This window comes from Rothia endophytica (assembly GCF_928381505.1).
Lineage (GTDB): Bacteria > Actinomycetota > Actinomycetes > Actinomycetales > Micrococcaceae > Rothia > Rothia endophytica_A.
In genome coordinates, this window is sequence record NZ_CAKMSJ010000007.1 from 75,011 (window position 1) to 99,143 (window position 24,133).

Genomic DNA, 24,133 nt, shown 5'->3' on the forward strand with positions numbered 1-24,133 from the left:
CGAGAATTTGGGGGCTTTAATCACGCCTGCTGTTTGTACGAGATTCTCTCCAAAATATTGTTGAAAAAGTCAGTAAAGTGCGCCCAGGAGCTATCTTCAATCTCGGTCAGCGCGGTTTCACGCACTTCATGAGCATAGATTCGGTGAGATTTTTCGTACACGGCAAGACCGGTGTCTGTGATGATAATTCCTTTACCGCGCCGATCGCTTTCTACAGGCTCTTTTCTCACCCACTTGTGACGCAGTAGAACCTCAATCTGATAGGTAAGACGTGAGGGCGAAACATTGGTTTTCTGTGCCAACTCACCCATGCGAACAGCGGTGGGGGCGCCTTTACCCGAACCTACCAATGCAGAAAGAATAAGAAAATCCGTGAGCTTTATCCCCGCCTCAGCGCGGAGGACGCGATCAAGATGGGCATTTAGTGTGGCGTAGGCATTAGTGCATGCCGTCCATAGCTCTTCTTGTTCTTTGGTGAAATTTTGGGTGCCGTGGGATGCACTCATGAGAATCCCCTTCCCTGTGACCTATCTGTATCAAACCCTGGAATAGGGAATGTAGCGTAGGTATCTTTATAAAAAAGATTATCTCTTTTTTAGTAAGATTTTAAACTTTGTCTGAAATATTAAGACAAGAATATGGGGGTTAGGAAGAATTTAGTGTGCAGTATTTAACTGCAGGAGCTCCTCAAAAGGGGTTACCTCTAAAGAACCCGGGCTTGTTTGAGTTTGGTTTTGCGGGGAAGGCTGTGCTGCTCCCAGCGTCCACGCTAATAGCTGACTAAACTCTGCTGCCGCACCTTCAATTCGAGAAGTAAGGGCTGCATCGGCACCAAAATCATCGGTTGCTGCGAAGACTCCTGAGGGCGATACAACCGCCTTCAGGTAAGAAAAGAGGGGGCGCATGGCACTATCAATCACCAAGGAGTGTCGAGCTGTTCCCCCGGTGGCTGCCAATAAAACGGGTTTACCTGCCAGGCTTCCGTCTTCAACCAAATCCCAGAAAGATTTGAAAAGCCCTGAATAGCTTGCCTTGAAAACCGGGGTGACCGCGATAATCGCGTCAGCCTCGTCTACTGCCTTAAGTGCTGCATCAAGCTGCCCCGCAGGGAAGCCGGTGAGGTAGTGGTTGGTGATGTCTTTGGCAAGAGAGCGCAGTGAAATGGCTGTGAACCGGGCATCAATCCCTGCTATGCCGAGTGCCCCTGCTGTTGCCTGGCGCAACTGGTCGCCGAGTAGGGCAGTGGTCGATGGTTCGCTCAAGCCGGCGGTGACGACAACAATGTGTGCTGTTTTCATGACGTTGCTCCTACCGAGCCACAGTAGCGGTATTGTTAGCCTGCTTTAGCTCTTCGAGTGTGGCGGCGTAGCGAGGGTGCAGGGGTGCGGTTGACGGGACGTGCGCCGGGCGCATTTTCTCAAACTCTTGGCGCAATACAGGCACCACTTCTTCACCCAGGAGATCCAGCTGATGCAGAACCTCCTTGAGGGGAAGGCCCGCATGATCCATTAGGAAGAGCTGACGCTGGTAGTCCCCGGCATAGTCGCGGAAGCTCAAGGTCTTTTCGATGACTTCCTGCGGTGAACCAACGGTTAGCGGGGTCTGGGCGGTGAAGTCTTCGAGGCTGGGGCCGCCACCGTAGACCGGTGCGTTGTCGAAGTAGGGGCGGAACTTACGCACGGCGTCCTGAGAATTCTTACTCATGAAAACCTGACCGCCCAGGCCGACAATCGCCTGGTCGGCTTTGCCGTGTCCGTAGTGTTCAAAACGCTCGCGGTAGAGGTTCACCATCTGAGAGGTGTGTTCCTTGTTCCAGAAGATGTTGTTATGGAAGAAGCCATCACCGTAGTAGGCTGCCTGTTCAGCGATTTCGGGGGTGCGGATGGAGCCGTGCCACACGAAGGGGGCGGTTTTGTCCAGGGGCTGCGGGGTCGCTGTAAAGGAATTCAGCGGTGTACGGAAGTTGCCCTTCCAGTTCACCACTTCTTCGCTCCACAGGCGGCGTAGGAGGGCATAGTTTTCAATCGCCAGATTGACACCCTGGCGAATATCTTTGCCGAACCAGGGGTAGACGGGGCCGGTGTTACCGCGGCCCATCATAAGATCCATGCGGCCGTCCGTGAGATGTTGCAGGGTGCCATAATCCTCCGCGATACGCACCGGGTCAGTGGTGGTGATCAGTGTGGTGGAGGTAGAAAGCTGGATGCGTTCAGTCTGGGCTGCGATGTAAGCCAGGGTAGTGGTGGGGGAGGATGCGACGAAAGGTGGGTTGTGGTGCTGGCCCATAGCAAAGACATCCAGGCCCACCTCTTCCGCCTTTTTGGCGATCTGGACGATGGCGTGCTGGCGCTCGTATTCGCTGGGGGTTTTGCCGGTGGTGGGGTCTGTGGTGATGTCGGTGACGGTGAAGATGCCGAACTGCATGGTGCTACCTTTCGTGAAGCCCTGGTTCTTATGGCTTCAATCTACACCCAAATACTTTCTTTGTAAAGTATTTGGGTGATGGGTGGCACCTACATTTCCTGAGTCTTCGCCCACGCCAAGAGGTCTTGCACCTGTTGACGCGCAGTCCGAGTCAGAGCCTTGTTATCCCGCAACATCTGCTGCGCCCGCAAACGCACAAACTCCGGGTACTCCGGTTGACCGGTTAGCTTGTATTCGCGCTGGGACGCGCGCATCTCGGCGAAATCTTTGGCTGCCTGCCGCTGCAGCATCCAGCGCCCCCAGAGAGCCACCAGGGCGCAGACCAGAGCCACAAGGGTGCCCCAGCCCTGCGTCACGGTGTAGAGCAGCGCGGCAAGTACCATTAGGCCGGTCACGATGGGAGCTACAGAAACAATGTAGACCCCCTCTTCCTGTCTACCCTTATCGAGGGTTCGCTGCCCAACCTTCACAAAAGTTTCCTTAAAGCTGGGGCGTGGGCTCTGGGGTGATGGTGAGGGCGTCATAAAGAAAGTGCCTTATTAATAAAGTCGTAGGTTTTTTCGACCACGTAGTCTGTCTCTGCCTGAACCTCGGTGGGGGAGTAACTAAAGGAGGCTGAAACATCAGCCCAGCGGTGCATCTCAAGGTCATTCCAAGAATCCCCAATAGTAAAAGTTTGCAGGGGTTCACCACCCAAATGCTCAGTCAAAAGCCACTCAAGACCAGAGCCCTTGGTGCTATTTTTAGGGACGATATCTAGAAAATCTTGATTACGGTGACAATCCACTAGCTCGCCGTAGGTCTCTACAATCCACTGATAGGCGGCTTCTCGAGTCTGCGCTAAAGGTGACCAAATAGGGATGCCAACAAAGACATGCTGATTAAGCTGGTTAAGATCAAGTGGGCTGAAAGCCGGAAGGATGTTGGACACCTGACCAATGGTGTCCAGCAACTGATAGTCATCATCGAGCGTCGTTGCAAAAACCGCTACCTGCTCCAGTCCTGCTAGATAATCAACCACCTGCCCCACCAGGGAGGTGGGTAGAGAGCTCTGGTGAAGAATTTTACCGGCCCCATCGGTGATAACAGCTCCGGTATAGAGCACGTTGTAATCAAACTGCAGGTCATAGTCGGCCAGCGCCACCCGCGTGGCAAAAATGCTCTTACCTGTAGAACAGACCGCTAAGTTTCCTGCCTCTTGCCAGCGTCGAATGGCATCGACGTTAGCGGCTTCGATAGCTCGTTCAAAGACCAACGTTCCATCGAGGTCAAAGGCCATTAGTTTTTTCACGGGGGTACTTTCTTCTCTACGGGAAAGGTGATGAGGGGCGGCTTATTCAAAAGGGGGGTACGGGGTGGAGTGCAGGCTCGCAGCGCAGCTGCTGGCGCGGGGCTGGCGTGAATCGTCTCGTGAGCGAAGCGAACCGGACGAGGGGGTCAGCAGCGAGCGTGAGCCTGTACTCCACCAAGGATTTTAACTTTTGAATAAGCCGCTTACGGTGGCTAGGGGGCGAGGATTCCTGCCCAGTAGCCGAAGATACCCACAGCGAACATGCCGAAGATAATCCAGATAGCGTTGACCTTCTTCTTGAGAAGCCACATGCACAGGAAGGTCAGCAGGAGTGCCAGCATGCCCGGCAGTAGTGAATCGAGGATTCCCTGTACCGTGGTCACTACCTCTTCACCCTGCTGGTTGGTGTAGCGGGAGAGCTCGAAGGGCACGTTGATGCTGGTCCACTTAGAGACCAGCGAGCCCATCACAAAAAGACCAACGATAGATGCCATCTGGGTCAGGCGGCGCAGGGTATTGCCTCCTACCTCTGAGACGATGGCAACGCCTTTCTCATAGCCCATCTTAAAGCCATACCAGCGGGTAAAAGCGCGGATAACAGTCAGCCCGAAAAAGAAGAGCAGAGGCCCTAGAATACTGCCCGATAGGGCAATGGATGCACCGAGTGCAGCCAGCACAGGGCGCGCTGTGCCCCAGAAAATGGGGTCGCCGACGCCTGCAAGAGGGCCCATAAGACCCACCTTGACGTTGGTGATATCAGCGGCGTCGATGTCTTCGCCGCGCGCTTTTTGGTGTTCCATAGCGGCGGTGACGCCGATAATGGGGGAGGCAATCCAGGGCTGGGTATTAAAGAATTCCAGGTGCCGGCTCAGGGCTGCCGCCTGGTCCTCTTTCTTGGTATAGAAGCGCTTGATGGCCGGGATCATAGAAACCGCAAAGCCAATAGCCTGCATACGTTCGAAGTTGAAGGAACCCAACAAGAAGGTGGAGCGTACATAGGTGCTGAGGTAGTCGCCCTTGGTGAGCTCACCGGTGTCCGCGTGAGTAAGGGGAGCTTTTTCTGTCGTCATGAGATCTTCCTTCATTACTCAAGTTCGTTATCGAGGTTGTTGGCCCTGGCGCCCGCGGTAGCTGGGGCGGGGGCGATAATGGCGTCATGGAAAGCGGGGTTGAGTTGGACATAGACAACTGCCAGACAGGCACCGATGAGACCCAGACCCACCAGGTTGAGGTCGGGAATGAAGGCTGCCAGTACAAAGCCCAGGAAGAAGAAGGGCATCAAAGCCTTAGCCTTCATCATGTTGATGACCATGGCGTAACCGACTACCACAATGAAGCCACCAGCCACCTGCAGACCTGAAGTGATGACCTCAGGGATAGCATCAAGCCAGGTTTGTACAATCTCGGTGCCAGCTACAGCAGCCACGGCAGCTGTGGGCACAGCAACGCGCAAGCCCTGTAAGAAGAGGCCAGAGAAATGCATCAGTTCTATACCCCGGAAATTTGCGTCCCGGGCGTATCTGTCTGCTTGATGTTGGAAGAAGACTGTGATGGTTCGGACGAAGATGGTGAGCACCTGACCTGCGGCAGCCAGCGGCACGGCGAGGGCGATACCTTCACCGATGGACTGGTTGCCTTCGATGACCACGATGGTGGCGATGGTTGAGGCGAGCGCTGCATCCGGTGCCATCGCTGCGCCAACGTTCATCCAGCCCAGGGCGATAAGCTCGAGGCTGCCGCCCAGGATAATACCGGTCTGTAAGTCACCCAGTACAAGACCCATGAGGGTGCAGGCAACGAGAGGTCGGTGGAACTGGCGCTCGTCGAGCACAGACGCCATGCCGCACACCAGAGCCACCAGGATTACAAGGGTAAATTCAAGAGGGCTCATGAGATCAGGCCTTTCTCTTTGAGTTTCTTCATCATATTTTCGCGCCCTGAGTTGGGCACCTGCTGGATGGTGAGGGTGATACCCCGGCGGTCCAACTCTTTGTAGGCCTCAATATCAGCGTCTGATGTGTAGACCGCCTCAGACACCTGCTTCATGCCATCCTTGTAGGTCACCCCGCCTACGTTGATTTCTTTGACGCTGACACCGGCGTCAATGAGGGCAAGGGCATCAGCGGGAGACTCCACCACAATCATGGTTTTCATTCCGGCGTACTTGGGATTGTTGTACACCCGACCGGTCTTGGCGATGTCAAGAACATTGGTTTTGATGTGGGAGGGGGCTACCTGGAGCAAGAGCGTCTTACGGAGGGTGTCATGCGCTGCGGCGTCGGACGCTGCGATGAGGGTCTGGGGTGAAATGAAGTTGCTCCAGCTTCCGGCGACCTGCCCGTGAATGAGACGCGAATCGATGCGAAGTAGGGCGATATCCATAGTTCCACCGGCAGCTGGTGCAGCACCGGGAGCTACAAGTGCAGCAGGTGGGGGCTCCGGGGTGGTAGCTTTAGATTCCTCAGCTGCATTTGCTGGAGGGTTCATAGTCGCCTGGAAGCTGCGGATGCCCTTGGTGCCAGCAGATTCAGCTTTCTTCACCAAAGACTCTAGCGTGGCGGACTTTCTGCCTCTGCTGCTAATAACCTCAATCAGCATGGGAATATTGACCCCCGACACCACATCAGTGTCAGGGCGCTCGGCGGCAAAGCGAGCTCCCGCGTTGTAAGGACTACCCCCGAAGAGGTCAACCAGCAGGAGGAGAGGTTCGCCGGGTGGGTAGGTATCTGCAATTTTTTGGTATTCGGCTATCAAATCGTCAGGGCCTTGGCCGGGTAAAAACTCTACCGGGGTTACCTGCTCGAAGGGGCCGAGAATCATGCGGGCAGTTGCTAACAGCTCGGGTGCTGCTGAACCGTGCGCCGCTACGATAATTGAGACCATGACTGGTCCTCTCGCAAAATTTCTAATGAGTGTGCAGGTGTATCGACTACACCTAAGCACATCTTAGGACGCGAGATTTGGCACCAAAGTTGCTCTGACTAGCCTTTACGGCGGGAAAAATGCCTAGATGTGTCAAACGAATAGCAGGCAGTTTACTCCTCAGGAGGAGTACAATAGCGATGGTTTAGCTCACACGGGAGGAAGGGCCGTACTGATCCTTAGCCAAACGGGCAATGTGAATGGTTAGGTAGGTCAGCTCATCATCGGTCAGTTGCTGCTCCAGATGCATCTCAAGAATCAACAAGACCTTACGAGCACAAGCAAAAGCCTGCGGGTGAGCCGTTTTTAGAGTCTCCAAGAGAAGGGGGACGCTGGGCTCAGCCTCGCTATCACCCCCCTTGGCTGCCCGCGCAAATAGGTAGCGCAGGTGAGTCACAAACCGGGCCGCACTCATTGACGCCTGATCAACAGGCTGGCCAAAGCCGGTGGAAATAACCTCAAAAATCTGCGAGAAAATCTCGGTCATGCGGTAAGTTCCGCTCATGTCCTCCGTAGCAAACTGCGAGTTCACCAGGTGCATCGCCAAAGGAATTGCCTCATTAGCCGGAAGGTTTACACCCAACCGTTCTCGCACCAGCTCAAGCGCGCGACGTCCAAACCGCACCTCCTGCGGGTAAAGCTGGGCTACCTCCACCGCCAGAGGGTAATCAACCACAATGCCCTCACGAGCCCTCACCACCGCATAATTCAGGTGGTCTGCCAGGGGCATGATGAAGGAATGGGAAATGGTAATCCCCTCAGACTTCACCAGCGACTCTAAATCAGTGGCCACACCCAAAATCTGCGACGGAATCTCAGCCAAAGACCAGGACAACTTCTCATCAGGGGTACCAGCCTCGGGCACAAAGGTCTGCTCCACCAGCGTAGGATCCACCAGATCCCCCCGCCGCTTACCAAAAGCAAGACCGCGCCCAATAACCACCATCTGCTCACCGTTAAAGGTCTGAGCTAGCGCCACATTGTTGTTATAAATACGTGAAATTCGCAACGTGCGCCTCCCGCCCAGCCCTAAAAAACAGTGAATATCCCTCATAGTCTACTGGTTGAAAGCAAGCCTGACCCCAAACCCCACTTGTCTAACAGAGTAAACTAAGCCCTTGGCCGCACTACCGGTTATCACCCATCAACCAAAAAGTAGATCATGAACTCAAACCCCACCTCCAAGAAATCACCGATGACAACTATCGTGATCACAGCGCTCATGCTGTTCTCGATGTTCTTTGGAGCGGGCAACCTCATCTTTCCCGCCATGCTGGGCGCAGAAGCCGGCACCGCTTTCACCCCCGCCATCGCCGGGTTTGTTATCACCGGTGTGCTGGTGCCCATCCTGGCCGTGGTGGCGCTCGCCGTCACCGGCCGCGACTTGCAAGATCTTGCTAACCGCGGCGGGCGTATCTTTGGGTTGATCTTCCCTGCTCTGGTCTACCTCTCAATTGGTGCCCTATACGCCCTACCCCGCACGGCAACCGTCAGCTACGCTATGGCCGTTGAATCAAACTTCAATGTCAGCGGTATGCTGCCTACCCTCATCTTCTCTGCCGTTTTCTTTGGGGTCTCACTTATCCTGGCACTCAACCAAACCGGCATTGTCGATAGCCTGGGCAAATACCTCACCCCGGCACTCGTGATTCTGCTGGCCCTTTTGGTGATCCTCAGCCTCGTTCAACTCACAGCCCCCGCAGCGGCACCCACCGAGGGCTATTCCTCAGGTGCCTTCGCTACCGGCTTTGTCAACGGTTACATGACCATGGACTCCCTGGCGGGCCTTGCCTTTGGCATCATCGTTATTGCAGCCCTGCGCGACAAGGGCATCACCGCCCGTGGGGAGCTACTGCGCGGCGTCACCATCTCAGGTGTTATCGCTGGTGCCCTGCTGGCGCTGGTCTACATCGGGCTAGGCCTCATTGGCCAGCACATTGACAACGGCCAGGGGTACAAGGACGGCGCGGCTCTGCTGTCTGACGCTGCCCTGCAGGTCATGGGACGCCCCGGAGCCATTGTCTTCGGCCTTATCGTCTTGCTGGCCTGCCTCACCACCTCTGTAGGTCTCATTGGCGCTACCTCAGCCTTCTTCAATAAGCTGGTCCCCGCTCTTTCCTACCGCGCCTGGGCCTGCCTCTTTACCTTCATTGCCTTTGTGCTGGCGTCCTTTGGTCTGGAAAGCCTCATGAGCTTCGCTATTCCCATCATCACCACCCTCTACCCGCCGGCTTTGACTCTGGTGGTACTGACCCTGATAGAAGCCGCCCTCAGGGCGCCCTGGATGAATCTCACCCACCGCTTTGCGCTAATCGTTTCCGTGATCTGGGCTCTGCTGATGACCATGAACGCTCAAGGATGGGGCAGCTCAATTATTGAGCCCCTCATCAGCTGGGTGCCCGGCCACGGCTATGACCTGGGCTGGTTCATCCCCACGATTGCGGCAGCGCTGGTGGGAGCCGTGATCGACCTTGCGCGCCACTCCCGCATGCGAACAGCTCAGGCTGCATAGATCTATCGCTGTATTCAGCTAACCGATCTAGTAGGGGCGCTCTCTGATACATCAGAGAGCGTCCCTAGTGTATTAAAAAGGAAGACCCGCGTTGAAGGGAACCACAACCATCAACACGGGCCCGTTTATCAGAAGTGCCAGATAGGCCGGCTCCCTTAAACATAAAAAATTTTTTGCTAGCCCGCCTAGAGTTTTTCAAAAATAAACGATAGCGGGCTCACCTTGCACTTTACCCTACGCTGTTAACGGGGTAAACCATAAAGTTACTTGCCGCCACTCTAAATGTTTATAGACTGGTTTCTAGTCATTTCTTCTACTTTCTATCAGGGGATTCATGCTCATCACCGCGCCCGCCGGGACCCTGCGGGGTTATATTCAGGACGGACTGGGCAGAGCTACTGGCATACCGTATGCCCGCGCTGCCCGCTTTGGACGCCCGCAACCTGTGGCTCTTTCAGACTTTGGCAGCCCCTACCCGGCTACCTCCCCGTCACCTGCGGCGCCTCAAAAAATCCGCGGCGCCGGTGCTGATATTCGCCAGAGTGTGCTGGTCAGTGAGGACTGCCAAAACCTGTCGGTCTCTTTCCCTCCTCATGCTGCGCAGGGCGAAAACCTGCCCGTGATGGTCTACTTTCACGGCGGCTCCTACCTGGTAGGAAGTGGGGATGGCGCACGTTATCTCCCCACACGCCTGGTACTTGATGAAAATGTGGTGGTGGTCAGCGTGACCTACCGCTTGGGGGTGTTGGGGTTCCTGGGTGGTAGTGAAGAGCGTCCCGCCAATCTGGGCCTGCTTGATGCCATAGAGGCACTGCGCTGGATTAAGAAAAACATTGCGGCTTTCGGCGGCGACGCCAGCAACATCACCATTTTTGGGCAGAGCGCCGGTGGCGATCTCTGCACTCAACTCATGATTAGCGATGGGGTGGCAGAAGAAGCTCTTTTTCAGCGGGTCATCTGCCAAAGCGCCCCGCTAGATTTGGTTAATCATAAACAAAAACTTTCGGCTCACCTCCTACGCAAAACTTCACGCGTCACCCTCGAAACACCGGCAGAGCAGGTGGGGGCATTGGGGTGGAAACTTGTACTTGCCAACCCCCTACGCTTCGGCCTTTACCCGGCAATGATGCCTTTTGGCACCCAGTACGGCCACTTCCCTCTGCCGAAATTTGGCAGGCAGGATGACGCCTGGGCGGCTGTTGCCCCGCAGATAGAAATACTGGTGGGTCATAACCACCGAGAATCTGCCTACTTTTTACCCAAGCCCCCTTCGGCTCTAGGTAAGGTAGCGCGCCAAGTGTACGAGGCGCTGGTAGCGCGAGGCACACAAGATATCTATCGCAGACCGGCAGAACAATTTGCGCACCGCCACCGGGCAGCGGGAGGGAAAGCAACTACCTATCTTTTGCGAACCGGGCACCCACTGAATCACTTATCAGGAGCCCACTGCACCGAGTTGGGGCTTCTCTTTGCCAACCCGGCCTGGCAAGAAGACAACCTGCTGGCAGGCCTCAACAGCGACGAACTTGAGCGCCAGGGAGTTGCCCTGAGGGCTCTTTGGGCTGAGTTTGCTCGCAGTGGCAGTCTTCGCCAGGAGCTAGCGCCCCAGGCTCGCATTGAGCTGGGATAACAGTTGAAGCTACTAGGGCCGCTATGGGCGTAGGGTCGCAGTACACTGGGCAGGTGAGCTCTTTTACTCGTGATGCCCTTGCCGTTTTTGTTGGTGGCGGTGTGGGTGCCAGCCTGCGTTATGCCGTTTCCTTGGCAGCTCCACATCTCGTTGAGGGGGCACTGCCTCAGCCCTACCTTTCCTTGCTGCCCACCCTGCTCATCAACCTCCTGGGGGCTTTCTTGCTGGGGTTCCTGCTTGCCTACCTGGCGTCCCGAGGGCCAGAGACAGCGCGGCTGCGTTCGCTACGCCTGTCTCTGGGTACAGGCCTGCTGGGAGGTTTTACTACTTACTCGACCTTTGCTCTAGACGGTGTTCAGCTCTTCCTTGATCAGCGGTGGGTTCTAGCTTGTAGCTACTTAACCCTTTCTCTGACTGGAGGCCTACTGCTTGCTGTGGCGGGTCTACGTGTGGGCCGGAAAGTGGGTGCTCGGGCATGATTGCGCTTCTTATTTTCCTGGCGGGTGGCGCAGGAGCAACGCTCCGCTTTAGCGTGGACCGTCTCATTTCTGCTCGCCCCAAAGGGTATATGCCGGTAGCAACATTTTTTATTAATGCCACCGGTTCATTTGCTCTGGGGTTGCTGACTGGGCTGATAGGAATCTACACATCAACCCATGCCACCGGTAATGCCCTCTGGCACACTGATTCTCTCATCCTGGTGCTGGGCCTAGGCTTTCTGGGCGGTTACACCACCTTCTCCACCGCCATGATTGAAGCTGCACAAGCACAGGACGCCGCGCGGCGGCTCACCCTTCTAGTGGGGCAAGCCCTGATCTGCGTCCTCTGTGCTGGAGTAGGGTTGCTGCTTTTCTTGCCGTAGCAAGAGACTCTCACCTAGAGTGTTGGCGGCCTTCTCCCTGTCTCCTCCCAAAGAGCTGTGGGAAAATCAGACCTGCGCAGTGAGATAGGCGGGGTAGAAATGAATTCATGGCTGGGTTTTGGCTATGACAGTATGGTCTGGGGATTGGCCCTATGTGCCATTACGGTACCCCTTCTGGGTATAGCTCAGCTACTTTTTAGGGAGCGGCTGGGGGTCTACTGGATGATCATCTGCGCTACTATCACAATCTATGCGGCTGGGATTATGGTTTTCACTCTCTTCCCACTGAAAAACCAAGAACCCTTTAGGTGCAGCCGAGATCCATTGCGCACCACCCCCTTCCATAGTTTCGCAGAGGTGCTAGATATGTCATCTAGCCAGGGTTTCACCTCTATTCTCATGAGCTCTCAGTTTCTACAAATTGTCTGCAACATTTTGCTCTTTATGCCTCTAGGGTTCCTGGCCCGCGCTGTCTTCAAGCGGTCTCTTCTCGTGACAACGCTGATTGCTGCTGGTCTTTCCCTCGCTATTGAGCTAACCCAGCTCACCGGTGTCTGGGGTATGTATGACTGTGCTTATCGCATCTTCGATGTCGATGACCTCACCACCAATACACTGGGAGGCCTGCTCGGTGCCACCCTTGCCCTGGCTTGGGTAACTGCCCGCCGTCGAGAGGAAAGGCCCATGCCCCCTTTAGGAGTGAAGCGGTGAGCGCGATACGATTTTCTTGCCGTAGGGTTTAGATCAGGGGGCTTATGCGGTACTACTTTTACTATTCAATCCCGGTGCTACAGCAGATGGTGGTGCTGTGGGTCGTGCTCTGCCTTCTTGCTTTGCCATTTTTACTGCTGCGGTACCGCCGCCAGGGGTTCTTCCTGAGCTTCCGCACGGCCGGCTTCACCGCGGTTGTTCTCTTATATGCTGCTGGAGTTATTGCTTATACCCTTCTGCCCCTGCCTGCTCGCGATGAGCTAGTGTGCACAGTGGGAGCTACCTACCCACGCTTCTTCCTGGGGTGGAGCCTGCAATTTGCCCTCAGGGATCACGGTGGTTTGTTGGACACCTTGACCTCCATGTACGTGCTGCAGATGCTACTCAACGTCCTACTGTTTGTACCCCTTGGTGTTCTTGCAAGGTGGCGATGGGGGCTTAGCTTCACTGCTCTGCTGTATACAGCCTTCGGGTGCAGCCTGTTCATTGAACTGACGCAGCTGACCGGGCTTTGGGGTTTCTATGATTGCGCTGTGCGCACTTTTGACGCAGAAGATATCTTCAATAACACCCTGGGGGCAGTCCTTGGGTGGGCTCCGGTGGCCACGTGGCAGCGCCGAGCCCACCTGAGGGGTGATGTGCGCGCGCTGCTGGGCCGCCGCCCCTAGTGGACTTTTGAAAAGTGACCCCTGATCGGTCTCGCATGCCGGTCTTTTATGTAGGTTATAGGTCACATTGTTGAAGGGTGCCTGCGCTAATAAGCATAAGTGTTAGAGCACTTTAAGCCCTAAGCCTTGCACATCAAAACCAACAGTTTCACACTTAAACACAGATAATCAAAGATACAGGCAGGCGACTGCCAGCACCTAGCGGAGATACTGTGAACACCATCAGCCCCTACCTCGCTGAATTCCTGGGAACCATGATTATGGTAACCATCGGCTGCGGCGTCATCGCCACCGTAGAACTACGCCGCTCCAAGGGGCACGGCGATAACTTCTTCACCATCGCCTTCGGCTGGGGTTTCGCTGTCGCCTTTGGTGTTTACGCCTCCCACCACTACTCCGGCGGCCACCTCAACCCCGCCGTCAGCATTGGCCTAGCAGCCTACGGCGAATTCGAGTGGGCAAAGGTGCCCGGCTATATCATCTCCCAGCTACTGGGTGCTATGGCGGGTGCAACCATGGTCTTTCTCAATTACCTGCCGCACTGGAAGGCCACCGCCGACCACAAAATCAAACTCGGTGTTTTCGCCACCGTGCCTGCCATTCACAACTACTTCACCAACGCGCTCTCAGAAATCATTGGCACCTTCCTGCTGGTCTTCTCCGCTCTCTACGTGGGCGTGAATTTTACCCCCACCCTAGAAGGTTCCGCTCTCACTCTGGACCTCAACGACGTGCTCAAGCCCCTGGCCTTCGGCTTCATGGTGACCGTGCTCGTTATCGGTCTGGGTGGTCAGACAGGGTTTGCACTCAATCCCGCCCGCGACCTTGGCCCGCGCATCATGCACGCTCTGCTGCCCATTCATGACAAGGGTCGCTCCCGCTGGTTTTATGCCTGGGTGCCTGTTTGCGCTCCCATCGCCGGTGGCATGATGGGCGGATCTTTCTTCAAGCTCTACTACGACGGGCAGTTCTCCATCTTCCAGGTCATTTCAACCGCGCTCGTCCTAGGTGTTCTTGCTTTCGGGTTGTGGGCTAATACCCATATGTATCGCTCTAAGTCAGCACAAATCATCCCGACTGCCGAAGATACCGAAGCTACTGCTGCAGCTGCTGCTGCCACCTACGTCCCCACCGGGAAGATCCCTCTGGTCAAGAAACCAGCCTTCTGGGAGTAGCCCCTAGGGTCAGCTCAAGAAAAGTGCCGGTGAGCCCATCGTGTGATGGGCCCACCGGCACATTGCTGAACCAGAGCTTTCTTTAGTTTTTTGCCCAATCTAGCAGTCGCAGCATGAAGCGCTCACATTCCTCAATCTGAGCTAGCTCAATCCACTCGTTAGGGGTGTGTGCCTGGGTGATGTCACCGGGGCCGCAGACCACGGCGTCCACGCCACCAAAGAGCTGAAACTGCCCTGCCTCGGTGCCATAGGTGACCTTCTGCGCCTCGGTTGAACCGGTGCGCCCCGCCCACTCATTAGCCAGGGGGATAAGGGGTGAATCATCTGCTGTACCCAGGGCAGGGACGGCCGCCAGAAGTTCGTGGGTGATGCCTACCTGCTGTTGATAGTCGCCCTCTGTCGCCCCGCTGAGCTGCTCGGCATCACGGGCGCGTTCTTTGAGAGCGGGCATGAGGTCGTCCTCAATAAAGCCATCCAGCTTCTGCACTACCTCTTCGGTGGTCATGGCGGGCACGGTGCGGAAGTCATATTCCAGGGTTACCTGTTCACCCACGATGTTGTATTGAATGCCACCGCGCGCAAAGTTGACCCCGCCGGTGGAGGATGACACCACAAAACCCTCATCAAAGGGGCCGTGAGCGCGCCAGTCAGCTGAGAGCTCCTCAAAGAACGTAATGAAGCGGGCTGCTGGCTCCAGGGCGTTGACTCCCTGCGGGGCAAGCGATGCGTGCTTGGCGATACCGGTAAAAGTAACTCGACCACGATGGGCACCCTTGTGGGCTGAAATAACCTGCATCATGGAGGGCTCACCAATGACCGCGAACTCCGGTTTAATGCCGCGCTCTACAAAATTCTTAATCATGGACGGAGCGCCCACGCACCCGATTTCCTCATCAAAGCTAAAGGCAAAATGCAGGGGGCGGGCCAGCTGCGCTTCGGCTACCTGAGGCAGTAACCAAAGGGCCGCGCCAATAAAAGATTTCATGTCAGAGGAACCGCGACCGTATAGACGCCCATCCTGAACCAAGGGGGTGAAGGGCTCAGTAATCGTCCAAGCCTGACCTTCAACCGGTACCACATCCGTGTGCCCAGAGAGCACCGCTCCGCCATCCGTGCTGCCATCTGAGGCGGGCACCGTGACAAAGAGGTTGGCGCGGTCGCCGGTTTCATTGTGAGTCAGATGCGGGGTGTAGCCGTAGCGCTCAAACTCAGCAGCGATTAGCTCAATAGCAGGAAGGTTGCTGGTCTGACTGATGGAATCAACACGGATGAGCTTTTCAATCCAGGGGAGGGAGGCTGGTAGGGATGTCATAGCTTCTATCTTTCGATGGTGCAGTAAGGCTTTCTTCTAGCCTATCGGGGCAGGGGTTTAATCAAAAGATGCCCACAGGCTCGCTATATGAACCTGTGGGCATATCTACCGGTCAACTTACAGTGCTGAGTGATCACCCAGGCCGTGGAAGCGACGGGCATGGTAGACGGTGGGTGCCGCGTTAGCGTCGTGGCGGATGAAATCTACCACCTCAGCAGTAAAAACCACTGCGGGGCCGGCGTCCAAAGTGCCGGTCGGTACCACGCGCAAAACTCGGCTGACACCGTGCAGCAGGGGCTCCCCGGTAGGCAGGCGATCCCAGGTGGAGGCATCCCCAAACTTATCTGCCTTGCTAACCGCAAACTTCTGGGCAATCTCAATATTGTCTGCACCAATAAGGTGGATCAGAAAAGAGCTGGCATCAATGATGCGGGCAGCGCTACCGGTACGATCCTTGAAGGAAAAGGAGACGATGGGAGGTTCGGCTGACACCGAAGACAGGGAGGAAATAGTGAGACCTCCCGGTTGACCGTCTGCACCTTCGGCGGTAATCACAGCGACACCTGCTGCCTGAGCGCCAAAAGCCTCACAGAAAATCTGAGTGAATGTCTTCTCGCTGGGGGTAATCTCTACGGTCATGGTGTTTTCCTTTACGCGGCTGCTTAGGGTTCTATAGCGCGTCTGCGCTTGTAGACCAGCCTAAAACTTAAGGTGCCCACAACACTATGCTTTCTCAGATTTCGTACCCAATGAGTAGAACTGTGACTCTGTTACGCTCCTGACCTGTAACAAAAGAGTGCTTGCAGCTCCACTCGGTAGAAAGAGGGCACCATAGACTTCACTCCTGCCGGCCCTCTTTCCTTGGCTCGCAAGCTCGCAAAGGAAATTCACGCCCAGCCTTACAGAGCCGGCTGATTCCGCACACTTTTTGTTTCCTCGCGCGCTCGGAAAAGTGTGCTCCATCGAGCCAGCAGGAGTGAAGCCTACGGTTCCCAGCAACCTACCGAGTGAGGCTAGCCGCTTACTTCTTCTTATTCAGGGCAGCTGCCTGGGCACCAAAGTTAAGCAGAAGCTCGGGCATATCCATGGGGGCGGTAACGACCTCAACGAAAATCAGCTTGTCACGGGTTTCGCGCGCAACGCGGCAAGCCTCGTTGAACTCACGCACGGTGGTAGCACGCAGGGTGACCGTGTTCTGATCGGTGCCGCCGAAAGCCGCAGGAATCTTAGACCAGTCATAGGTGGTGATGTCGTTGTATTCTGCTTCAACACCGTGGATGGAACGCTCAATGGTGTAGCCATCGTTGTTGATCAGGAAGATAACAGGGTTGATCTTCTCGCGGATGATGGTGCCGATTTCCTGGATGGTCAGCTGAGCTGAGCCGTCGCCGACCATGAGCACGCCGCGAGAATCCATGTCAGCCATCGCTGCGCCGAGCAGAGCAGGGATGGAATAGCCGATAGAACCCCACAGGGGCATGCCGATGAAACGTGAATCCTGCGGGAACTTCTGGGTTGCCATGCCAAAGAAGGAGGTGCCCATATCGACCACCACGGTATTTTTGGCATCCAGATTAGAGGACAGCACCTTCCACAGGGCATCCTGAGTGAGGGTGGCGTCGTCAATAGCGGGTAGGGCAACCTCACCGCTGGGCGCGGTGAAGTCGGTGCCGGAAAGAGCCAGCTCCAGGGAAATCTCACGCAGAATTTCTAGGGAGCGAGACATCGTCAGCGGGGCAAAGTGGCGCCCAGCAATGCTGGTGTCCTCAGCTGAAATGTTAATGACCCGGCCGAAATCAATGGTGTGGGAGTAGATGCCGGTGGTGGTGTCGGTGAATTCAACGCCGGCGCAGATCAGTGCCTCGGCATCCTCAACAACCTTGCGGGTAGGCTCAGCAGATAGACCACCCACATAGATACCGGCAAAGTTGGGTTCAGTTTCATCCAGAACAGCCTTGCCCCACATCAGGGAGGCGAAGGGGAAGCTGGTATCGCGCACCAGATTGCGCACCTCGTCCACGGCGCCCAGTCGCTCTACCATAATGTCAGCAAGAACGGTGACCTTCTTACTGCGCAAGAACTCGGTGGCTGCTTCCCGGAAGGCCTGCTCGATATCGGGGGCAGAGATTCTGACGTCGACGTTGAGCGGTTCGGACGGAGGGGTGGCGGGCATGGTCGAAACATCCACGGGCAGCATGAGGTAGCCGGGCTTGCGGTGAATCACGGCGCTGCGCAGTACGCGGTCGATGTCGGACGCCGCGGTGGCGGGGTGGATTGCCGCAGTAGCTGCTGAAACCTCGGCTGCCATGCGCATGAAGTGCTTGAAGTCGCCATCACCTAGTGTGTGGTGCATACGCAGGTGGGAGTTCTGCGCTGAGAGGCCGGGTGCACCGACAATATGGATAACGGGAACGTTCTCGGCATAAGAACCGGCGGTCGCGTTAATAGCGGATAGTTCACCTACGCCGTAGGTGGTCACCAGAGCGCCCAGACCCTTGACGCGGGCGTAGCCATCTGCAGCGTAGCCAGCGTTGAGCTCATTGGCGTTACCTACCCAGTCCAGCTTCTCGTGGGCCAGTACATCATCGAGGAAGAAGAGGTTAAAGTCCCCGGGAACACCGAAAACCTTGTCGACGCCTAGCTCGGCTAGGCGATCAAGAATGTAGTTACCAACGGTGTAGGTCATCTTTGACTCCTGTGGTTAAAGTAGGTGCTCGACTCATGATGCTGCCGAGAATATCTGCTACCCAGTTTAGGGTGGGTAACCGTGGGGAGTTTGGTCACTGGCGCAGAACTTTTGTGTGCTGCACCATAGAGAATATTTTGTGTGGGGAAAACGTCATCTCTTTGCTTCCCTGGGCCGGTGGGTGTGAGCCTTATATACCTGCGGTGTTCGATAGAATCAGAAGTTTGAGGGTGGGTATTTCCTTTGCCCAATAACCTCTACGCTGAATGGAGTAAAACCGCCATGGAATGGTCCCTTGCGCTATTTCCAGCCCTGGTTGCAGTGGCTATTTTTGTTGTCCCCGGCCTCATCATTGCTGTGGCCGCTGGCCAAAAAGGTTTTGAGGCGCTTGGTGTTGCCCCCGCTGTTTCCATCGCTGTTGTAGCCGTCAGTGCCATTCTAGCCCCAGGGTTTGGTATTACCTGGTCCCTTTGGGTGCCTCTTGGGTTCTCTCTTCTTCTCGCTCTGCTGGCAGCTGGTATTACCTTCACCGCCCGACGTCTGACACTTGAGGACGCCCCCCGCCGACCTGAGGAACAGGCTGTGCGTTGCACCTGGTTTAGTTCTGGTCAAGCCTGGGCATACGGAGCGCTTGCAATTGCCGGAATATTGCTTGCCAGGAATATTACCAATGCCATTGGTTATTCTGATTGGGTCTCTCAGACCTACGACGTTAACTTCCATCTAAATGCAATCCGCTACATCGTTGACACCGGCAATGCTTCGTCCCTTGATGTTGCGTCCATGACAGCCGGTGATAACCCCGTAGAGTTCTACCCTGCAGCTTGGCATGCTATTGCCGCACTCATCCTGCAGCTGACCAACGCCGATGTGCCTGTCATCGCTAACACGATGAGCCTTGTTGTGGGTGCCTTTGTTTGGCCCTTATCGGTGATTTATATGGTGAGGAACCTCTTTAGGGTTACCTGGCCTACCATGCTCGTGACGGGCGCTATCACGGCAGCTTTCACCGGCTTCCCCCTGCTGCTGATCTACTTCGGGGTACTCTACCCCAACAGCCTCGGCGTTGCTGTTATGCCGGTAGGGCTTGCACTTCTTGCCCAGCTATTCCGAGCAGCACAGACTGCCAGGGTTAGCACCGTGCCGGCTGTTTTCTTGGGAATTCTTGTTGCTCTGGGGACCGCACTAGCGCACCCCAATGCGATTATGTCTCTTCTGGTGATGGTTGTTCCGCTCTTTGCTTTTGTTGCAATCCGCCAGATAGTGCGTGCACTACAGCGCAGCGTCAAACCCTGGGTAGCAGCTCTGCAGGTGGCAGGTATGGCAGGTCTTCTCTGGCTCATTTGGTTCCTCTGGGGCGTTGTCCGACCCCCTCAGGAAGCTGGTGGCTGGGAGCCAGGCCAAAGTGAGTCTGGTGCTGTCGGTGAGTTCATCACCAGCAACCCGGTGGCAATGGGGCACCTCTGGCTGATTTCTCTGCTGGTGCTTGCTGGCATCTACCCCCTCTTACGTACACGTATGGTGTGGCTGGTGGCGAGCTGGGCCTATATTGGCTTCTTCTACGTTGCGATTCGTTCTATGTCCTGGGAGGGCGGCCGTGACTGGTTCACGGGTGTCTGGTACCACGACCCCTTCCGAGTAGCTTCCATCGTTCCTGTAATAGCTATTCCTCTTGCTGTTGCCGCTGTTGACGCCCTGGTTCGAGCTCTTATAGCTCACCCCCGACTCTCTGCGCTGGGAAAGCCTGCCCTGGGAACGGGTATCATCGCAGCGCTTCTCACCGGTGGTATTGCTTACGGAACTCAAACCGCTACCTATATGAAGGGTTTTGTAGAGACCAGTTTCTGGGCGTACCACCCTGATGAGGAAGCTGCCCTGCTCACCCAAGATGAATATGACCTCCTCGATTCTCTGAGTGAGCACGTGCCCGAAGGTGCCACCATCATCGTCAACCCCTGGACCGGGGCGGGGCTTGCTTATGCCATTGGTGACCGAGAGGTGACTGCCTATCACACCAACTACTCACTCACTGATGATATTGAGGTGCTGAACCAGGACCTAGAGGAAGTGCTCACTAACCCCGAGGTCTGTGAGGTCATTGAACGGCACAACGCAAAGTACGCCCTCTTCTTTGGGCACAGGGAAGTCAATGAGTGGATTAATGGCCCCCACACTCACCAGTACGGTTCTCTTGAATACTTAGCTGACCCTGAGGTTATAGATTCTGGTCAGGTGGCCCAGGTGCTCGACCGTGTTGGCGGAGCAACCCTCTACGAAATCACTGCATGCGACTAAACGTATTCCTGATCGTGTAGAGGTCAAGGCATCAGGCCAAACTGTTAGACTAAATTGAACTGCCCAGGCGGCATCACCGCAGGCGCACATGAACCCTAGGAGACTCTAGATTTATGCATAAGTCACCTCAAACAGGTGGTGAGCCCCGAACCCTCATCATTATGCCCGCATGGAATGAAGAGGAAGTCATCGGTGGCACTATCACCGAGCTGTACCGAATGATGCCCGATATTGACCTGGTGGTGGTCAATGACGGATCTACGGATAACACCTCTGCTATTGCTCGGGCAGCCGGTGCGTTTGTGATTGATTTGCCCTACAACATGGGTATTGGTGGTGCTCTTCGCACCGGTTATAAGTACGCTCGCCGTATGAACTACGACCGTGCAATCCAGGTGGACGCCGACGGTCAGCATGACCCCAAGGGTATCCGTACCGTTCTGGCTGGTTTGGATGACGGCACCGATATTTCCATTGGTTCACGTTTTGCTGAAGCCACCAACTATAAAGTGAAGGGCCCCCGCAAATGGGCCATGGTTGTTCTGGCCTTCATGTTCACCCGTATCTCGGGTGAGAAGTTTACCGATGCTACCAGTGGTTTTCGTGCTGCTAATAAGCGCGCTATTGCCCAGTACTGTGAGCACCTTCCCGCTGAGTATCTCGGTGACTGCATTGATGCCTGTGTCATGGCGATCCGTGCTGGTTTGACGGTTAAGCAGGTGCCCGTGGAGATGCGTGAGCGTCAGGCTGGTACCCCTTCATCTAACCCCTGGAAGTCAGCTGTCTATCTGGTGCGTTCCTTCTTCTCTTTCGGTATGTCGATGACTCGAACCAAAACCTCTGTGGGGGGTAAGTAAACCATGGCCGTAAATATCTTTTTTCTGATTCTTACCCTCTGCCTGGTCATCATGGTCTTGGCGCAGGTGCGCAACCAGAAAATGAAGGAGAAGTACGCTGCCTTATGGCTAATTGTTTCTGCCATCATTGTAGTGCTGACTGTTTTCCCCAAACTCCTTGACTGGTTAGCTGATCTGGTAGGTATCGAAACTCCGGTTAATCTGCTCTTTCTGCTTGCGATTATTATGCTCATCGGAGTGACCCTACACCTGACTCAAGCCCTCTCACGATTGACAGAGGACACACGAATTTTGGCTGAAGCAGCAGCAATCAAGGATCTAGAGGTCCGCCAGCTACAAGACCGTGTGGCTGCCATGGAGAACCGGTTTGAGAATTAAGTAACCAATGTCTGAAGAATTTCAGAGTACACCGCCGGTGATTACAAGAAAGCAATCCTTAGGGATTGCTTTTTCGTCAATCGTTGGAGCGCTTGCTGTTTTTGCGGTGACCGTCATAACCTCTAAAGTGCTGAGCCCGCAAGATAACGCACAGTTTTTAGTTTTCTGGGCTCTCATGTTCGGCACTTTCGGGGCTCTGTTAGGTATACAACAAGAAGTGACTCGTGCCAGCGGTAGCAGTCAACTGTCTAGCGCCAAGGCGGGGCGCGGGGCAAGGCTGCTACCTCTTGCTGCCCTCTGGGGAAGTGCCATTGCTTTGCTTCTGGTGACGACTTCCCCCCTGTGGGGCCAGAGAATCCTTGGGGAAAACTATCTCATGCCGGTATTGGTGATAGCTGGTGGAGCTATTCTCTACGCCTGCCATGTGACGGTTGTCGGTGCAGCTGCCGGCACCGGCCAATGGACAATTTTTGCCTGGTTGGGCAGCTGGGAAGCCCTCATTCGTCTTGCACTCGTAGCTCTGGTCGCCTTAACCTTCGGCTCCCTTTGGGGCTTTCAATACGCAGTTCTTGCTCCGGTGATTTTATGGCTGCTGCTGTTCACGGTGTCATCAAATGGGCGTCGACTAGGTTCAGTGAGGGGTGATACGTCTGCCTCTCGGTCAATGCGCACCCTTGGTTGGTCAATTCTTACCTCCGCTGCATATGCAGTGATGGTCACCGGGTTTCCCGTTATTCTCAAAGTATCAGTAGGGCAAACCCGGGGCGCCGAAGAGGCTCTGCTACTCGCTGCCCTCATCCTAGGTATCAGTATTACGCGTGCCCCCATCATGATTCCACTACAGATGTTCCAAGGTGTTGCGATCTCTGCTTTCCTGCGCCAACAGCACCGGCCCCTAGCTGCTTTGGCGAAGCCCCTCATCGCGTTGGCCGGAATTGGCGTGCTAGGCGCTGTGGCAGCCTATCTAGTGGGCCCCTTTCTTTTCAACCTGCTCTACGCCAACTACGCCGGTGTGCTCTCCCCCTTCACACTAAGTGCCCTCACCCTGGCATCCGCCGTCATGGCGATGGTGGTGTTGACGGGGACCGCCAGTTTGGCAAGCGGCAAGCACGTACTTTATCTGACAGGTTGGGCTCTTACTGTTCTTGTGGCGCTGGCCTGTCTTTATCTTCCCCTTGATCTTGCGCTACGTTCTATCATTGGCCTTATCGCGGGACCATCTGCGGGCGTTATTATTCACTTGGGCGGACTAGCCCTGCGTTCAAAGGACACCACATCAGATGTATGACCTGACCGTAATTCTGGCTATCTATAATATGCAAGACCACCTTGCACGCTGCCTTGACAGTGTTCTTGCACAGACCAGACTAGAAACAATGCGGCTACGCCTCTTATGCATTGACGATGGTTCAACTGACCAAACGAGCAAAATTTTAGCGGAATACTCCACGCGGTATCCTTGGATCGAAGTGCACCATAAGGAGAACGGTGGCGTTTCGTCAGCTCGTAACCTGGGGTTGGATCTAGTAGAGCGCTCTACCTATGTCACTTTCTTAGACCCGGATGACACATGGCAGCCTGACTATCTTGAGGCTGTTTCACGGGGTATGGAGGCTGGAAAAGACACGATTTTCTTCAACATTAATCTTGTGGATGCCAACGGCGACTTAGTCAAAGAGCTTGAGGTCTGCCCAGAATACAGGAACCTTGATGCTGAAAGCGCTCGCCGACGCATGATTTTGTCTAAGCCAGCTTCTTGGACCAGGGTTCACCGTACTGAATTGTATGAGGCCAACAGATTTCCGGTGGGCCGCATCTATGAAGATCTTGCGCTCATGCCTTACGTGACATCCCAATCTGCCTCCATATACTATGCACCGGAGTATGTTTATAACTATGTGATCGATGTGAATAACTCGATTATGAATTCCTCAAAATCCGCTATTTTTGATATCTACCCGGCGCTTGGTTACTTGTGGGAGAAATTTGGGGATTCAGCACCGGCTTACAGAGATGAGTTGCAGTACTTGATGCTGGAACATCTAGGTATTGGGCAAACCTATCGGCTCCTAGGGTACCGTCAAGCAACAGCAGCTGACTATCAGCGCATCATAGATACCTTGCGGCAATGCTTTGGAAAAAGGTGGCGTCACAATATCTACATCCGCCAGGGCGTACAAAAAACCAATGTGAACTCTAAACTTTCCCTCGTGATACCCCAGGTGTTCTTAGCTTTTGATTTAGGTGCTCTCAGAATCATTCCTACCCTCGCCACTTTGATACGAAAGATTCCTAGGTCATCCTGATTTTTGAACGAGGCTAACCTCCCAGCCTGAAGCTGGGCTATTACTTTTACGCAAATAGATGTCCCTGTGAGCGTGGGGCGGGTGTGGGGTCGCGGTGTAGCATG

General features: G+C 55.1%; 24 protein-coding genes. 12 read left to right on the forward strand and 12 right to left on the reverse strand.

Annotated elements, in window-relative coordinates:
* Positions 1-20: 20 nt before the first annotated feature.
* The 9 genes from L6990_RS09075 to L6990_RS09115 all read right to left on the reverse strand — a co-directional run bounded on the left by L6990_RS09075 (position 21) and on the right by L6990_RS09115 (position 7,646).
* Entirely contained in the window at positions 21-506 is a 486-nt protein-coding gene (locus tag L6990_RS09075) for a MarR family winged helix-turn-helix transcriptional regulator (RefSeq protein WP_237203795.1), read from the reverse strand.
* Positions 507-656: 150 nt separating this feature from the next.
* Positions 657-1,298 (reverse strand): CE1759 family FMN reductase, encoded by a 642-nt coding sequence (locus L6990_RS09080; protein ID WP_237203796.1) that lies wholly within the window; start codon positions 1,296-1,298, stop codon positions 657-659.
* A gap of 10 nt (positions 1,299-1,308) precedes the next feature.
* Positions 1,309-2,424 carry an LLM class flavin-dependent oxidoreductase gene (locus tag L6990_RS09085; RefSeq protein WP_237203797.1) on the reverse strand — a complete coding sequence of 372 codons (1,116 nt, stop codon included), beginning with the start codon at positions 2,422-2,424 and terminating at the stop codon, positions 1,309-1,311.
* 89 nt (positions 2,425-2,513) lie between these two features.
* On the reverse strand, positions 2,514-2,948 hold the full coding sequence (locus L6990_RS09090) for a hypothetical protein (protein WP_237203798.1): 435 nt from the start codon (positions 2,946-2,948) through the stop codon (positions 2,514-2,516).
* Positions 2,945-3,715 carry an HAD family hydrolase gene (locus L6990_RS09095; RefSeq protein ID WP_237203799.1) on the reverse strand — a complete coding sequence of 257 codons (771 nt, stop codon included), beginning with the start codon at positions 3,713-3,715 and terminating at the stop codon, positions 2,945-2,947. The genes L6990_RS09090 and L6990_RS09095 overlap by 4 nt, the downstream gene beginning before the upstream one ends.
* A 212-nt stretch (positions 3,716-3,927) precedes the next feature.
* Positions 3,928-4,785: a PTS system mannose/fructose/sorbose family transporter subunit IID gene (locus tag L6990_RS09100; protein WP_237203800.1), complete on the reverse strand. Its 858-nt coding sequence runs from the start codon at positions 4,783-4,785 to the stop codon at positions 3,928-3,930.
* Positions 4,786-4,799: 14 nt separating this feature from the next.
* Positions 4,800-5,606, reverse strand: coding sequence for a PTS mannose/fructose/sorbose transporter subunit IIC (locus tag L6990_RS09105; protein ID WP_237203801.1), 807 nt, complete (start codon positions 5,604-5,606; stop codon positions 4,800-4,802).
* Positions 5,603-6,598: a mannose/fructose/sorbose PTS transporter subunit IIA gene (locus tag L6990_RS09110; protein ID WP_237203802.1), complete on the reverse strand. Its 996-nt coding sequence runs from the start codon at positions 6,596-6,598 to the stop codon at positions 5,603-5,605. The genes L6990_RS09105 and L6990_RS09110 overlap by 4 nt, the downstream gene beginning before the upstream one ends.
* Before the next feature lie 184 nt (positions 6,599-6,782).
* Positions 6,783-7,646, reverse strand: coding sequence for a PRD domain-containing protein (locus tag L6990_RS09115; protein ID WP_237203804.1), 864 nt, complete (start codon positions 7,644-7,646; stop codon positions 6,783-6,785).
* Between the two features lie 153 nt (positions 7,647-7,799).
* Here L6990_RS09115 and brnQ point away from each other — a divergent pair, with 153 nt between their 5' ends.
* The 7 genes from brnQ to L6990_RS09150 all read left to right on the forward strand — a co-directional run bounded on the left by brnQ (position 7,800) and on the right by L6990_RS09150 (position 14,195).
* On the forward strand, positions 7,800-9,149 hold the full coding sequence (brnQ, locus tag L6990_RS09120; protein WP_237203805.1) for a branched-chain amino acid transport system II carrier protein: 1,350 nt from the start codon (positions 7,800-7,802) through the stop codon (positions 9,147-9,149).
* Positions 9,150-9,483: 334 nt separating this feature from the next.
* Entirely contained in the window at positions 9,484-10,779 is a 1,296-nt protein-coding gene (locus L6990_RS09125; protein WP_237203806.1) for a carboxylesterase family protein, read from the forward strand.
* Between the two features lie 53 nt (positions 10,780-10,832).
* The gene (locus L6990_RS09130) at positions 10,833-11,258 is read left to right on the forward strand and encodes a CrcB family protein (protein ID WP_237203807.1); all 426 of its coding nucleotides are present in this window, start codon (positions 10,833-10,835) and stop codon (positions 11,256-11,258) included.
* Positions 11,255-11,641, forward strand: a complete 387-nt coding sequence (locus L6990_RS09135; protein ID WP_237203808.1) for a fluoride efflux transporter FluC — start codon at positions 11,255-11,257, stop codon at positions 11,639-11,641. The genes L6990_RS09130 and L6990_RS09135 overlap by 4 nt, the downstream gene beginning before the upstream one ends.
* A gap of 222 nt (positions 11,642-11,863) precedes the next feature.
* Positions 11,864-12,352 carry a VanZ family protein gene (locus L6990_RS09140; protein ID WP_272879281.1) on the forward strand — a complete coding sequence of 163 codons (489 nt, stop codon included), beginning with the start codon at positions 11,864-11,866 and terminating at the stop codon, positions 12,350-12,352.
* A 44-nt stretch (positions 12,353-12,396) separates the two neighbouring features.
* On the forward strand, positions 12,397-13,020 hold the full coding sequence (locus L6990_RS09145) for a VanZ family protein (protein WP_237203809.1): 624 nt from the start codon (positions 12,397-12,399) through the stop codon (positions 13,018-13,020).
* 212 nt (positions 13,021-13,232) lie between these two features.
* A complete protein-coding gene (locus L6990_RS09150; protein ID WP_237203810.1) occupies positions 13,233-14,195 on the forward strand; it encodes an MIP/aquaporin family protein in 963 nt (320 codons plus the stop codon).
* Between the two features lie 82 nt (positions 14,196-14,277).
* On the opposite strand, the gene L6990_RS09155 is transcribed toward L6990_RS09150, so the two are convergent.
* The 3 genes from L6990_RS09155 to L6990_RS09165 all read right to left on the reverse strand — a co-directional run bounded on the left by L6990_RS09155 (position 14,278) and on the right by L6990_RS09165 (position 18,193).
* Positions 14,278-15,507, reverse strand: coding sequence for an acetylornithine deacetylase (locus L6990_RS09155; RefSeq protein ID WP_237203811.1), 1,230 nt, complete (start codon positions 15,505-15,507; stop codon positions 14,278-14,280).
* Between the two features lie 117 nt (positions 15,508-15,624).
* Complete coding sequence (locus tag L6990_RS09160; RefSeq protein WP_237203812.1) at positions 15,625-16,146, reverse strand: flavin reductase family protein; 522 nt, start codon at positions 16,144-16,146, stop codon at positions 15,625-15,627.
* A gap of 382 nt (positions 16,147-16,528) precedes the next feature.
* Positions 16,529-18,193: an alpha-keto acid decarboxylase family protein gene (locus L6990_RS09165; protein ID WP_237203813.1), complete on the reverse strand. Its 1,665-nt coding sequence runs from the start codon at positions 18,191-18,193 to the stop codon at positions 16,529-16,531.
* A gap of 243 nt (positions 18,194-18,436) precedes the next feature.
* On the opposite strand from L6990_RS09165, the gene L6990_RS09170 reads away from it, so the two are divergent.
* The 5 genes from L6990_RS09170 to L6990_RS09190 all read left to right on the forward strand — a co-directional run bounded on the left by L6990_RS09170 (position 18,437) and on the right by L6990_RS09190 (position 24,029).
* Positions 18,437-20,488 carry a DUF6541 family protein gene (locus L6990_RS09170; protein ID WP_237203815.1) on the forward strand — a complete coding sequence of 684 codons (2,052 nt, stop codon included), beginning with the start codon at positions 18,437-18,439 and terminating at the stop codon, positions 20,486-20,488.
* 113 nt (positions 20,489-20,601) lie between these two features.
* Positions 20,602-21,345: a glycosyltransferase family 2 protein gene (locus L6990_RS09175; protein WP_237203816.1), complete on the forward strand. Its 744-nt coding sequence runs from the start codon at positions 20,602-20,604 to the stop codon at positions 21,343-21,345.
* 3 nt (positions 21,346-21,348) lie between these two features.
* Complete coding sequence (locus L6990_RS09180; RefSeq protein WP_237203817.1) at positions 21,349-21,723, forward strand: DUF2304 domain-containing protein; 375 nt, start codon at positions 21,349-21,351, stop codon at positions 21,721-21,723.
* Positions 21,724-21,730: 7 nt separating this feature from the next.
* Positions 21,731-23,011, forward strand: coding sequence for a hypothetical protein (locus L6990_RS09185; protein WP_237203818.1), 1,281 nt, complete (start codon positions 21,731-21,733; stop codon positions 23,009-23,011).
* Positions 23,004-24,029: a glycosyltransferase family 2 protein gene (locus L6990_RS09190; protein WP_237203819.1), complete on the forward strand. Its 1,026-nt coding sequence runs from the start codon at positions 23,004-23,006 to the stop codon at positions 24,027-24,029. Before L6990_RS09185 ends, L6990_RS09190 begins: the two co-directional genes overlap by 8 nt.
* Positions 24,030-24,133: the final 104 nt, after the last annotated feature.